The sequence below is a fragment of the Proteinivorax hydrogeniformans genome, from assembly GCF_040515995.1.
In the GTDB taxonomy this organism is placed as follows: Bacteria; Bacillota; Proteinivoracia; order Proteinivoracales; family Proteinivoracaceae; genus Proteinivorax; species Proteinivorax hydrogeniformans.
Map to the genome: position 1 here is coordinate 1,165,194 of NZ_CP159485.1, position 13,552 is coordinate 1,178,745.

Here is a 13,552-nt window from a genome sequence, read left to right on the forward strand (position 1 = left end):
TATTTTATGTTTGTTGATAAGGTCAAAATATTTGTTTCGTCAGGTAATGGCGGCAATGGTGCCGCATCTTTTAGAAGAGAAAAATTTGTGCCAGCTGGAGGACCAGATGGTGGAGATGGTGGCAGAGGTGGCGATGTGATACTAAAGGCCACTACGAACGAAAATACATTAATTGACTATAGGTTTAAAAAGCATTTTAGGGCAAAGCATGGTGCCCATGGCCAAAAGAAAAACCAGCATGGGAAAAATGCAGAAAATCTTGTTTTAGAGGTCCCCGTAGGTACTGTAGTTAGAAACCTTGATGGGAAAGTTATGGCTGACCTTTCGGAAGAAAATGAAGAATTTACCGTAGTCAAAGGAGGAAGAGGAGGGAGAGGAAACTCTCGCTTTGTTTCCTCAACAAGACGGGCGCCTCAAGTCTCTGAAAAGGGAGAGCCGGGCAAGGAGATAGAAATTGAATTAGAACTTAAGCTGATCGCCGATGTAGGCTTGGTTGGTTTTCCTAACGTAGGGAAATCTACAATTTTGTCTATAGTAAGTCAGGCGCAGCCGAAGATAGGTAATTATCACTTCACCACTACTAACCCGAATCTTGGGGTTGCTAAGGTTAGGGAGCAATCCTTTGTAATGGCCGATATACCTGGTCTAATTGAAGGTGCACATACCGGAGCTGGGTTGGGATTAAGCTTTTTAAGGCATATCGAAAGAACCAAAGTTTTGATTCATGTTATAGACGTTTCAGGACTTGAAGGCAGGGATCCATTCGAAGACTTTTTAAATATAAATACTGAACTAGTTCAGTATAATGAGCACCTAAAATCTTTACCACAGATTATTGCCTTAAATAAAATTGACCTTGTAAATAACTTAGAAGTCGTCGAGCAATTTAAAGAGAAGCTAAAGGATGCTGGGTACTCCTATGAAGTTTACCCTATTTCAGCTAGTACTAAGCGTGGCTTAGATGAACTACTTAAAACAACAGTAGAGCTTTTACAGAAATCATCAAAACAAGTGAAAAAATTTGAGGTTGAAATAGAGCCAGTCGATGAAATCGAAGACCAATCATTTACAGTGAGAAACGAAAATGGAGTATATGTAGTTGAAGGAAAGCATATCGAAAGAGTGCTAGCGATGACTAACCTAGATAACTATGATAGCTTATTTCGTTTTCACCAAATTCTAAAAAAAGCTGGTATAGAAAAAGCTCTACGTGAAAAGGGAGCTGAAGAGGGCGATACCGTCCGCATCTCAGATTTCGAATTTGACTTTATTTAAATTAGGAGGAGTTTTAACATGTTAACAGGAAAACAAAAAGGATTTTTACGAAGCAAAGCTAACACAATCGACCCGATCCTACAAATAGGAAAAAATGAAATAAGTGAAAATTTAATTGAACAGATAAACGATGCTTTAGAAGCAAGAGAACTTATTAAAGTGAAGGTACTAAAAAACTGTCTAAGCGACAAGAAGGATATAGCAGAGCAAATTAGCAAAGCAACTGACAGCCATATTGTTCAAATATTAGGCAGTATTATTACCCTTTACAAAGAGTCTAAGGAAAAAAAGCAAATAGAACTACCATAGGAAGTGATAGAATGTCAAGTATGATACTATTCGGTGGGTCTTTCGATCCAATTCATATGGGACACCTAATAATTGCTGAATATGTCAAAGATTATATGGAAGTGGATAAAGTAGTATTTTTACCCAACGGCGTCCCACCTCATAAAAAGGAAATAACATCCTCGAACCATCGTCTAAAAATGGTAGAACTTGCTATATCAGACAACCCATCTTTTGATGTATCAACCTATGAGCTCCAACAACAAGGAACCAACTATACTTATAAAACAATTAAATATTTTAGCTCCAAGGTAGATAATCTTTACTTTTTTGCAGGAGCTGACTCATTAGTGGACTTTCCTAAATGGAAAAACCCAAAAGAAATCTTGTCGTACTGTAAAATGGTCATTGCAAAAAGAGAAGGGTATGAAGGGGAGAACACTTTAAAAAAGTTTGGAACTGATAATTTTATCATATTAAAAACTCCTATAATAGAGCTTTCATCTACACAGATCCGAAAAAGGCTAGCTCAAAACAAATCCTGTAAATACCTTATCCACCCTAAAGTGGAAGATTATATTTTGGACAAAGGAATTTATAATGGATATAACTAAACAAAAAAAGCAGATTGATAGGGTAAAGAAATTTGCATGCTCTGAGTTGACCGCCTCAAGATATAAGCATTCTATTTTAGTAGCAGAAACTTCAAAAGATCTATCAAAACGATTTAAAGCTGATTTAAGCAAAAGCTACTTAGCTGGAATTGGGCATGACATAGCAAGAGAATACTCAAGTAAAAAAGTACTAAAACTTGCTGAACAGTTTGGCATAAATTGTGATGAACTGCAAAAAAAACATCCTGTTAGCTTATTACATGGACCAGTTGGTAGTAAAATTTTGCAGCACAAAAAGCTTATAGATGATGAACAAATTTTAGGTGCAATATATTATCATACCACTGGCACCCCTCAGTTTGATGTGCTAGGAAAGATTTTATGTGTAGCTGACTACATTGAACCATCTAGAAGCTATGATGGTGTTAAAAAGCTTAGAAAGCTTGCTCAAATTGACTTAGATAAGTGTTTGTATCACTGCCTGCTGGGGTCATATAACCACTTAGTTAGTCAGGGGTTTAAACCACACCCACTGTTAATGAAAACTTTAAGCAAATTAAAATATTAGGGGGGATCATAAGTGAAGTTTTCACGAAGTAATCGATTTAAAAGGGGTAAAGGCGGAAAGTGGAAAAAAGTTTTTAGCTTGATAGCTTTAGTAGCTGTAGTTGCTTTTATAGCCTATACTTATCGAACTATCGGCTTGCTAAGTGCTCTGCAAGGGTCTGAAGGGTATTGGGACATTGAAGCAGATAAGCAGGAGGCATATTTAATAGCTTATTTAGACGATGCTAATGAAGAAAATCCATTACAATCTGCATTTTTAGTAGTTGTAGGAGATGAAGGTCCTGCATATAATATTAGCATACCACCACAAACTACTGTTGATTTTGATGACCAAAGAATAACCCTTAATAATGTGTATCGCGGCGGGACTTTAGACGATGTTGTAACTGCTGTTGATCAAACTTTCTATGATGGTTTTATCGATAATTACGTTTTTTTAAACAAAGATGGGGTAAAAGCTTTAATAGACAACACAGGCGAGTTTGAAATAGAAATACGTCAGAATTTTGACCATGAAGAGTTTACTCGTTTAACTGGACGGAGCACATTAGACACAGATATGGTTTTAGCATATATGGAACCTATAGAGAATCATAGAAATGGCATGGAATATGCTCCAAGTACTAGGTTTATTCAAAGACAGATTGATGTAATCCTAGCTATATTTGATAATAATTTTAAGTGGAATAGAGCTCTAGGGCTAATTGGTAGTTTTTCAGAACTAGAAGATAGAATGCACACTAATATGGAGATAAGACAACTTGCTAAATTTAGAAACATGTTAGACGAATCGCTTACACGTCAGCGTCATACCTTTACGCTGCCGGGAGAGGCAGTAAGTATTGATGGCAACATATTATGGACGCCAAACCAAAGCGAGATTGCCAATAACACTATACAAGCTATACAAGATGGTGAGGCTTATGTTCCTAGGTATTCTATAACCTATAGCGTAATAAACGGAACCAACGTTTCAGGCCTAGCGGGTAGTTATAGGGATACAATTCATAATCAATTTGGTTTTTCTTTTGAGGTTGATCGAAAAGACGGGCAAGAGCCTATAGGGGCTTATAACCCGAGTCAATATCAAGACTTTTACGAAGGTCCTAGCTTTAGAAATTACTCGGGGACAGACAGAACTCATATTTATGCCAATCCAGAGCATAGAGTTTTTGCAGAGGAAGTTTTAGAATTCTTTAAAGAAAGTCATTCAATAAACCCGAGGCTACAAATCTCAGACGAGTTAGAAGACCATAATATTGTAGTTATATTAGGGAATGATTTAAAGGAGGACTAGATTTGAAGATTATTGAACAAGCAAAACTTATAGAGAAAGTTGCCGATGATAAAAAAGGCGAAAATATTAAAGTCTTAGATTTAAAAGGGGTTACTGAGATAGCAGATTACTTTGTCATAGTAACTGCTAATAACGTTCCACATATTAAAAGTATTTGTGATGAAATCGAAAGAGCACTTTACTCAAAAGGCTTAAAGTTTCTTCGTAAGGAAGGATATGATGAAGGAAACTGGATAATACTAGACTATGGTGATGTAGTAGTACATTTAATGTTAGCGGAGCAGAGGGAGTACTATGGCCTAGAAAAATTCTGGCGTGAAGCTAAGGAAGCAGATTTTTAATGTCCACAGGTTATGGCACTTTAGCTAAGTATTATGATGAGTTTATGGTTGATTTTCCATATAATAAATGGGCTTTATTCATAGATCGTTTTATGAACAGTGGACATCCAATACTTGAGCTTGGCTGTGGAACAGGCAACTTGACTATTAATCTAAAGAAAATGGGCTACGAAATAACTGGGCTGGACATAGAACCGAATATGTTGGCTGTAGCGAAACAAAAAACTGATGAAGAAAACCTAAATATACCGCTTATATATGGTGATATGATTAATGCCGACCTAAGCCCCTTTAGTCAGCTTCTTTGTCCTAATGATGGTATAAACTCTATTTTAGACAAGCAAGAGCTAAAAAGGTTTTTTACAAGGGTTTATAATTCTATCGACAAAGATGGAGTGTTTATTTTCGATGTTTCCACGTTAGGCAAGCTGCAAGATATGACTGAGCATATTTTTTGTGAGGATTACCCAAGCATAACTTATATCTGGAATACCCGACAAATTAAGCAGAACAATTTTGAATTTAATTTAACGTTCTTTGAACAAATTAAAGCAAATCAATATAGCCGGCAAGATCTAAGCATTACACAAAGAGGATATCAACTAGAAGACCTTAAAGGTTATCTTTACTTAGCTGGATTTACGAATATAGAGGTATATGATGATTACAGCGCAAAAGAAATAACTAACTGTGATGACAGTCACAGAATTACTTTTGTAGTTAAAAAGTAGCGATAACCACTTCATAATTTTTTTATGGTATGTTAAAATGATATAGAAAATAAAAAAGGGAGGAATAACCATGATAAATAAGGATATGACCATTCGTGAAGTATTACAAAAAAACCCAAAGACTGCTGAAGTACTTATGAAGTACGGTATGCACTGTCTTGGTTGTCCATCTGCAACTGGTGAGTCAGTAGGACAAGCTGCTGCAGTTCATGGAGTTGACGCAGATAAGTTAGTTGAAGATCTAAACAAACTATTTGAAGACTAAAAAATTCCCCTTAAAGGGGAATTTTTTTTGTAATTTTAAAGGAAAACCAACCATTTTATAGAATATTCACTCAAAAGGTGGTGGTTTAAGATGAGCTTTGATAAAGAAAAAATAATAGTAACTACAGTGATTATTGCTCTCGTCGTGACCCTTGGCGCAGTTAATTGGTACAGAAACCATAGAGAAGAGCAACAGGTAAATATAGAAAGCAAAGAACAGTTACTTGAAAAGCAGGATGATGATGTGCCGGTAGAAAGAATCATTGTACATGTATCTGGCGAAGTAAAAAAACCAGGGGTATATCAATTAACAGAAGGAGATCGTGTGATAGATGCCATTGACAAAGCGGGAGGCGCTACAAAAGAGGGAGATAAAAATGCCTTAAACTTAGCTGCTTTTATCTACGATGGGGATAAAATAACTATTCCTAAAGAGGGGGAAAGTCCTCAAATCGAAAGCGAAAGCAGCTCAACTGGCAGGATAAACATCAATAGAGCTACAGAACAAGAGCTACAAGAGTTAAATGGTATTGGAGCTTCAAGGGCTGAAGCTATAACCCAATACCGGGAAGATAACGGGCCATTTTCTTCTCCTGAGGACATCAAAAACGTATCAGGAATAGGTCCAGCAATATTTAATCAAATTAAAGAAGATATTTCAGTTAGATAGGAGTAACTTTACATACAGTACCATACATATCTGTTCCTTCTCCTATATCCGTTAAACCATCATAAGTAACAATGTTTTGGGTGTTACCATAACCCCATGGTCTGCCCTCATACGAAAACAACACATCTGAATGCACCCACTTAGCCATTCTAAGGATACCTTTAATACTACCTTTTTGCGTGCCTATCATAACAGTTTTATTATCTTTAAGCCCTAGTTTTTTGGCGGTGTTTGGGTTTATAAAACAGACAGGGTAATCCTCTAAACTTAATTTTTCCTGAAATTGACTATGCAAACTATTCTTGGGGTGGGGAGTCATAAAAAACAATTCGTACTTTTTAAGAGTATCAGTTTGGCTAATTTCGCAATCTAGCAGGTTAAATCTACCGTTTTCAGTCTTGAAATTACCATTTTTAAAAGGAGTATCCCACTTCCCTAAAAGCACAGGTTTTTCTCTAATATCGTCTATTGTAATTTTATAGTTTTGCTTTAAAGGTGAAAATACATCTGTTAGCCACTCCTTAGCACTTTTTTGGGGGTACCCTTTTAAACCTATCCTTGCGGATAAATCCGCAAAAACCTCCCACTCTGGACGAGTTTGTTCAATTGGAGAAAAAACGGGTTCTAAATAGTTAATATATCTGTGCCACATAGAAGTATAAATTATGTCTTCTTCCTCTAGGGAAGTAGTCGCGGGTAGCACTAAATCACACAAACTCATAGTATCAGTAAATGTCACATCACAGCCAACAACAAAGTCTACCTTTTCAAAAGCTTTTTTGACCGTTGCTGTGTTTGGTAAGGTCACTGCTGGATTAGCCCTTGAAACGTACATAAAGTTTATTGGAGCTTGCTCAGTACTTAGGATATAATCTGGAAATTGAGCTTTAGGGAAAAAACGTTTCGTAGCATCGTTTTCTAACGTAAGAGCGTCTAAATCAATGGAGTCAGAAACATAAGTGTCGGCATAGTTAACTCCGCCGCCTTTTATGCCAATATTACCTGTAAGCATTGCCAATGAATTTATCGCCCTTATGGAGTTACCTGAATTAAAATATCTTTGCATACCATACCCTAAATAGAAAGAGCTAGTGTTTTCTGTAAAAAGCACTGCTAATTTTTCTATCAATTCTATACTCACGCCACATATTTTAGATAATTCTTCAATGCTATACTTGCTTAATATTTCTTGATACTTACCTACGTTATTACATAATTTCGAAACATTGTCTAAAGCGTCAGGGTACTTATTTAAAACTTGTTTAGCTATGGATAAAGCAAAAAAGCCGTCAGAAGAAGGCTTAACACTTATGTGCAAATCACTAATGTCTGCAATTTTAGTCTTAGTTGGGTCTATACAAATTATAGTCGCACCAGCCTTTTGTGCCTGCTTTATAAAAGGCATAAGGTGAATGTTTGTCTCTGTCACGTTTCGACCCCAAATCACTACATTATCGCTATTTATAATATCAGAAGGGTTATGACACCTAGCTGCTCCAAAATCTTTTTTTATAGCTGCCATTCCAGCAGCCCAACATAAACTGCCGCTAGGTTCTGTAACTCCACCTAACAAATTAAAAAAACGATGTTCAAGATTCTTTAAAGTTCCTCCAGCTCCAGAATCATAATAATGAGCTATAGACTTAGGACCATATTGCTTTAAATTAGCTTTAATATGCTTTGACATTAAATTTAAAGCTTCATCCCATGATACACTCCTCCACTTGCCCTTTTCTTTTAATAGTGGAGATGTAATTCTACTTTTATGATGAACTCTTTCTAACACATACTGAGCTTTTTTACATACAAAACCATTTGTAATAGGATGCTCTTTTTTTCCTCTTACCACCGCATTGTCACCATCTTTGTATACTTCATAGCCACAGGCATCCCAACAGTCCAAAGGACATGCACTATTATAAATCTTAATTTTTTACACCTCCTGAATTCTCAATGCATTAATAAAGTAATTATAGCATAAACTTATAAAGACTGATAATTAATTAAAAAAGGTTCAAGTCAAAAGATGACTTGAACCTTAAGGTAGTAAAAGCTAAACTGCAAATACGTGACTTCCAATTTCGTTAATAATCTCTCTACTTCTTATCCACTGGTTAGTAGCAGTTACTGGGTTGTAAAAGAAGATAGCTCCTCCTGATGGGTCATTTCCTTTTAAAGCTTCCTCTACAGCTCTGTAAGCTGAATCGTTAGGAGTTTGCCAGAACGAACCGTCGTGTACAGGTGAAAAAGCCCATGGCTCAAAAATTACACCTTCGATAGTATTTGGAAACTCCGAGCTTTCGACTCTGTTGAAAATAACTGCAGCAACTGCAACTTGACCTTCAAATGGCTCTCCTCTGGACTCACTGTGAACTGCTTTAGCTAGAAGTTCTCTTTCTTCTTCAGTGATATCCATTCTTACACCTTGTGTTGTTTCTGTAGTTTCATTTGCTTGCTTTTGAACTGATTGATCTTCAGAACCTGCAACAGGTATAGTCAATACTTGTCCTGGTAAAATTAATGCAGAATCTAAGTCGTTAGCTTCTTTTAAATCAGCTACTTCAACACCGTTTTCTTTTGAAATTCTGTACAAAGTGTCACCTGTTTTAACCGTGTGAGTTGAGGTAGGTATAGTTAACTTATCTCCAGCATAAATTAAATCTCCGCTGCCGCTAATATCGTTAGCTTGCTTTAAAGCATCAATAGAGGTGTCAAACTTTTGGGCTATTGTAAATAAAGAATCACCTCTTTGAATCGTATAACTTTGGGCAAACGCAGAGCCTGAAGTTAAAATAACTGTACCTATAACTAAACTAGTGGTAACTTTTTTAGCAATTTGTTTTAAGTTAATAGACATTTTCTTACCTCCTTGTAGTATATACGCTAGCAATTATACCTGATTGGTTTACATAACACAAACTCTAAATTCGAGTGTAACAAAGCTTCATGCGGACATATAAGTGATTATGTAAACCAAAAGGTCATATACTAGATTTTCAGCTCGGATGGTAATTATTTGATTGACATTTTTACGGTGGTATAGTATATTTAACCATATTGTAAAATAGGGGGGTGTTAAAATGACTACCTTCGTTGAAAAAGCTCAAGTAATGGACGAAAAGTCAATGCTTAGAGCTATAACTAGAATATCCCACGAAATTTTAGAACAAAACAAAGGAACGGATAATCTTGTTTTAGTAGGAATTAAGCGAAGAGGCATACCACTTGCACAAAAAATCGCTGCTAAAATAAAAGAAATAGAAGGCATCTCCGTGCCCGTAGGAACTATAGATATTACGTACTATAGAGATGACCTAACTAAAAAGTCGGAAAAACCTAAAGTCTTTGGTGAAAATATAACTACAAAGATCGATGATAAGATAGTAGTGCTTGTTGACGATGTTTTATATACCGGTAGAACTGTTAGATCCGCTTTAGATGCTTTAACCGATTTAGGAAGAGCTAAAAGGATTCAATTGGCAATTTTAGTTGACCGTGGTCATAGAGAGCTTCCTATAAGGGCGGATTTTGTTGGCAAAAATGTCCCTACTTCGCTAAAGGAGCATGTAAGAGTTAATATAGAGGATTTTGATGGTACAAATGGTGTTTTTATTTTAGAGAAGAAATAAATTAACGAATATATTTGACTAATAAAAAAGAAGTGCCCAAGGGCACTTCTTTTTTGTAAATTTTAAAGGATTTTTTATTTAAAATGTTAAAGAGTTACAAAAGGGAGGGGGGAAGTTAAATGCCTTGGTTTATAGCTACAGCTATCGCAACAATAACAATTTTTTATAACTCTACGACAATTACAGTGCTATCTATTATTATGCTGACTATTTTACTTTTAGGTTATTATAATAAAAAAGGTTTAAAGTGCTTTATGGCTTTATGTTTTGTAGTTCTTTTAATTGCTATAAGGTTTAACTATGTAGAACATCAAAAAGAAGAGTGGTTAAAGGTTAGAGAACAGCCTGACACTTTGACTATTCAAGCAGTCAAAACCATAGATGGATATACAGGCAAGATAATTGACAGTAAAAACCACAACATTAACAGAGGCAGCATCAACATTTACTTAGACGATGAAATTAAAAGTGGTTCTATAGTAAAACATACAGGTAAAGTAAACACTTCCAAACAGTATAATAACTTCTATGTTCCATATGAGTACAGCTACATAAATGACTATGTAGGTTATATAACACAACATACAGGGTCAATTGAGATAAAGGAAGCAACCCCTGCCCTTTATCATAAGATAAACGATGTAATGATTTCTAGAGCTAACAAGGTGCTTAACAAGCTTTCAGAAGAAAGTCGAGGTTTGGTGCAAGGAATATTTTTTGGCAGCAAAACAAACATCAGCAACACAGACCACACCTCCCTATTAGATGCAGGACTTGTTCATATTACGGCAGTCTCAGGATTTCATGTGGGAATTGTGTTTTATATGTTTTTTAGTTTGTCAGCCTTATTTTTTAAAGATAAAGATAAACGATATTTAGTTGGGCTTTTATTTACTATTTTGTTTGTGATTTTTGTGGGATTTAAGGCTTCCACTTTAAGAGCGTTAATTATGATAACTATTTTTACCTTAAGCAAAATACTTGGCTACCCTTACTCTCTAACACGCTCTATTGCCCTGACCTTTATAGTTTCGATAATAATCAACCCATTTTTAATATATGATATGGGGTTTCAATTTTCCTATTTAGGAGTGCTGGGCATTGCGCTTTTTCACTCTAAAATAACTTTTCTAGATTGGATACCCAACGAATTTTTAGTAAACATTTTAAAGGCAACAATTGCTGTACAAATTACCACCTTTCCTCTAAATATTTACTATAATGGAGGGTTTCCGCTATTATCACCATTGGCAAATCTACTGACAACTCCAGCTATGCCACTTATCTTTGGGGCACTTTTATTTAGCATGGCATTTCCAATATCGCCGGTAATAACACTTATAGATCTGTTAGCAAAATGGATACTCTTTGTAGCTAATATATATGGAAGGTGGCAGCCAATAAGTGTGGAATTTATGCTATGTGTTATATTTGTCGCCATATTACTCCACATTGGCCTTCGCTTTAAAGAATATAAAAAATACTGTATTACATTTGCTTTTGGTATATCTATGACTTTTTTAATTTATACCTGCATCCCTACAATTCATCTGCATTTTATAGATGTAGGTCAAGGAGATTGTATTCTTATTACTGATAATAGAAATAATATACTAGTTGATACAGGAGGTAATATCAATTATGATGTAGGAAATAGGGCAGTGATACCAACCTTAAAAAGATTGGGGGTTACGCAGTTAGACTTTGTATTTATAACTCATGCTCATTATGATCATGGAGGAGCTATAGCAGAGCTAGCTAAACAAATACCCATTAAAAACATTGTGGTTCCTGATAATAATTTTTTTAAAGGAGGTACTGCAGATTTGGTTTTTAGCACTGCCAAACAGCATCAAATTAACGTTATAAGTATAGAAAAAGGTACAAAAATAACCTTTAGTGAAGAGTTAAAGTTTAATACCTTACACCCCCGAACAAATTTTTTGCCAAGTGAATCACAGTTAAATAACATTTCCCTTGTCTTTGAAGGAAGCTTATTTGACACACAAATCCTTTTGACAGGAGATGTGGAAAGACAAGGAGAAGAGGTCATAGCCCCTTTATTAGGTGAAGCTGATATTTTAAAGGTTGCCCATCATGGAAGCTTAACTTCCACTTCCAAAGAAATCGTAAAATTTACCTCTCCTAAGTATGCTATAATAACAGTTGGTGAAAATTCTTTTGGTCATCCATCTAACGATGTTATCAAACGTCTAGAAAATAACGGAAGTGAGGTTTTAAGGACTGATAAGCACGGAAGGATATTTTTTACCATCAGGCCATGGGGTTATAAATTAGATACAGTACTGAGGTGATATAGTGGATAAGGAGATAAAAGTAAAAAAGAGTAATCTCTCAAACTTATACTTATTTTATGGTGAAGAGCGTTACTGGACAGAGAAAAACATTAAAAAAATTCACAAAGCAGTATTCGCAGATAATGATGAGATGAAGGAATACAACTATGATTTAATAGGAGCGGACTTTACGCCAATGAAAGTGTTAGAGGCGCTGCAAGGGCTACCGTTTATGAGTGAAAAAAGGTTGGTTGTTCTAAACAACACAGGAGTTTTTAAAAAAACACCTACTAAAAAAGAAAAGGAGCTAAGTGACGTAATAATAAATTACTTAGAAAATCCTAACCCCCAAACTATCTTTATCATAGCAGAAGTTGATTGTCATAACATAAGAAGTAATAAAATATTTAAAATGATTGACAAAGAAGGCGTGGCGTTGCAGTGTAGCAGCCTAAAACCTTATGAGGTTCGAAGCTGGATTGAAAAACAATTCCAAAATCACCATATTAAAGTAACCGGTGGAATTATAGATACTTTAGTCAATAATTTAAACAATGACTTATATGCTTTAGAAAATGAGATTAAAAAAATAATTTCTTATATTGGTGATAAAGACAATGTAACCATAAATGACGTAAATGCAGTTTGTACATTTGTAAATACTGATAATATTTTTGGGTTAATAGATAATATAGCTAACGGAAAAACCGATGAAGCAATAAAAACTTTACATACAATGAATCAAAATGGTTCTCACTACCTGTTGATTTATAGTATGATTGTCAATCACTTTAGATTATTAACTAAAGTTTTAGACCTTCTAGAGCGTGGCTATACGTCTAAAAACATAAACAGCAAGCTTAAACTACACCCTTATAGGCTGGAGAAAGCCATAAAGCAAGCTTCGAGATTTACTTTAAAAAAACTTCTCAAAAAGTTAGAGATTTTAGCCAGATATGAAGGCAAAATTAAACAAGGTAAGCTAGAAGGTATTAAGGGCTTAGAAATGGTAATTGTGGAAATGAAAGAAACTAATTAAAAAAGAGACCGTCCTCTACAGATAATTGAGGATGGTCTCTTTTTGCATTACTTATTAAAAAAGGACACCGGATTTATTTAGGTGTCCTAAATTAACTAAGCGATGTTATTGAACTTTTTCGCTAGGCGTGACTTTTTACGGGCAGCAGTGTTTTTGTGTAAAACACCTTTGCTAACTGCAGAGTCTATAGCTTTTACTGCGTTAGTAAGCTCAGTTTGAGCTAACTCTTTATCGTTATTAAGTAATGCTGTTTCGTAGTTTTTAATTCTGTTTTTAACAAATGATCTTATAGCGTAATTTCTTTCAGTTTTTTTAGCGGTAATTCTTACTCTTTTCTTAGCAGACTTGATATTAGGCATTTGTGCAGTCACCTCCTTTAACCATAACGAGCAAATTAACAAAACTATTTTACCATGAACTTGCTATAAATGCAACAAGATACTTAGTTTTAAGTTTTTATAATGCGTTATTTTTTTAATTTAAGACTGTATGAATACTAAATCAATTATAAGGAAAACCTAGAAAAAAAGCAAACTAGAG

At 35.1% G+C, this 13,552-nt stretch carries 15 protein-coding genes; 12 read left to right on the plus strand and 3 right to left on the minus strand.

The window, feature by feature from the left end:
• Positions 1-6: 6 nt before the first annotated feature.
• From obgE to PRVXH_RS05620, 9 genes are all read left to right on the plus strand, one after another.
• Complete coding sequence (obgE, locus tag PRVXH_RS05580; protein ID WP_353894319.1) at positions 7-1,275, plus strand: GTPase ObgE; 1,269 nt, start codon at positions 7-9, stop codon at positions 1,273-1,275.
• Between the two features lie 18 nt (positions 1,276-1,293).
• Complete coding sequence (gene yhbY / locus PRVXH_RS05585) at positions 1,294-1,584, plus strand: ribosome assembly RNA-binding protein YhbY (RefSeq protein ID WP_353894320.1); 291 nt, start codon at positions 1,294-1,296, stop codon at positions 1,582-1,584.
• An 11-nt stretch (positions 1,585-1,595) separates the two neighbouring features.
• Positions 1,596-2,177, plus strand: coding sequence for a nicotinate (nicotinamide) nucleotide adenylyltransferase (gene nadD / locus PRVXH_RS05590; RefSeq protein WP_353894321.1), 582 nt, complete (start codon positions 1,596-1,598; stop codon positions 2,175-2,177).
• Positions 2,164-2,745, plus strand: coding sequence for a bis(5'-nucleosyl)-tetraphosphatase (symmetrical) YqeK (yqeK, locus tag PRVXH_RS05595; protein ID WP_353894322.1), 582 nt, complete (start codon positions 2,164-2,166; stop codon positions 2,743-2,745). Before nadD ends, yqeK begins: the two co-directional genes overlap by 14 nt.
• A gap of 12 nt (positions 2,746-2,757) precedes the next feature.
• Positions 2,758-4,041 (plus strand): LCP family protein, encoded by a 1,284-nt coding sequence (locus tag PRVXH_RS05600; protein WP_353894323.1) that lies wholly within the window; start codon positions 2,758-2,760, stop codon positions 4,039-4,041.
• Positions 4,042-4,043: 2 nt separating this feature from the next.
• Positions 4,044-4,382, plus strand: a complete 339-nt coding sequence (rsfS, locus tag PRVXH_RS05605) for a ribosome silencing factor (protein ID WP_353894324.1) — start codon at positions 4,044-4,046, stop codon at positions 4,380-4,382.
• Positions 4,382-5,113 carry a class I SAM-dependent methyltransferase gene (locus PRVXH_RS05610; RefSeq protein ID WP_353894325.1) on the plus strand — a complete coding sequence of 244 codons (732 nt, stop codon included), beginning with the start codon at positions 4,382-4,384 and terminating at the stop codon, positions 5,111-5,113. Before rsfS ends, PRVXH_RS05610 begins: the two co-directional genes overlap by 1 nt.
• A gap of 70 nt (positions 5,114-5,183) precedes the next feature.
• On the plus strand, positions 5,184-5,378 hold the full coding sequence (locus tag PRVXH_RS05615; RefSeq protein WP_353894326.1) for a DUF1858 domain-containing protein: 195 nt from the start codon (positions 5,184-5,186) through the stop codon (positions 5,376-5,378).
• 90 nt (positions 5,379-5,468) lie between these two features.
• Positions 5,469-6,047 (plus strand): helix-hairpin-helix domain-containing protein, encoded by a 579-nt coding sequence (locus PRVXH_RS05620; protein ID WP_353894327.1) that lies wholly within the window; start codon positions 5,469-5,471, stop codon positions 6,045-6,047.
• On the opposite strand, the gene PRVXH_RS05625 is transcribed toward PRVXH_RS05620, so the two are convergent.
• Together PRVXH_RS05625 and PRVXH_RS05630 are read right to left on the minus strand one after the other, a co-directional pair.
• A complete protein-coding gene (locus PRVXH_RS05625; protein WP_353894548.1) occupies positions 6,040-7,977 on the minus strand; it encodes a molybdopterin-dependent oxidoreductase in 1,938 nt (645 codons plus the stop codon). The genes PRVXH_RS05620 and PRVXH_RS05625 overlap by 8 nt on opposite strands.
• A 123-nt stretch (positions 7,978-8,100) precedes the next feature.
• Positions 8,101-8,904 (minus strand): cell wall hydrolase, encoded by an 804-nt coding sequence (locus PRVXH_RS05630; RefSeq protein ID WP_353894328.1) that lies wholly within the window; start codon positions 8,902-8,904, stop codon positions 8,101-8,103.
• 223 nt (positions 8,905-9,127) lie between these two features.
• Here PRVXH_RS05630 and pyrR point away from each other — a divergent pair, with 223 nt between their 5' ends.
• The 3 genes from pyrR to holA all read left to right on the plus strand — a co-directional run bounded on the left by pyrR (position 9,128) and on the right by holA (position 13,012).
• Positions 9,128-9,676, plus strand: coding sequence for a bifunctional pyr operon transcriptional regulator/uracil phosphoribosyltransferase PyrR (gene pyrR, locus PRVXH_RS05635; protein ID WP_353894329.1), 549 nt, complete (start codon positions 9,128-9,130; stop codon positions 9,674-9,676).
• Positions 9,677-9,795: 119 nt separating this feature from the next.
• Entirely contained in the window at positions 9,796-11,991 is a 2,196-nt protein-coding gene (locus PRVXH_RS05640; protein WP_353894330.1) for a DNA internalization-related competence protein ComEC/Rec2, read from the plus strand.
• Between the two features lie 4 nt (positions 11,992-11,995).
• Positions 11,996-13,012 (plus strand): DNA polymerase III subunit delta, encoded by a 1,017-nt coding sequence (gene holA, locus PRVXH_RS05645; protein ID WP_353894331.1) that lies wholly within the window; start codon positions 11,996-11,998, stop codon positions 13,010-13,012.
• 95 nt (positions 13,013-13,107) lie between these two features.
• Here the strand turns inward: holA and rpsT are convergent, their stop codons facing one another.
• A complete protein-coding gene (gene rpsT, locus PRVXH_RS05650; protein ID WP_353894332.1) occupies positions 13,108-13,371 on the minus strand; it encodes a 30S ribosomal protein S20 in 264 nt (87 codons plus the stop codon).
• Between the last annotated feature and the right edge of the window lie 181 nt (positions 13,372-13,552).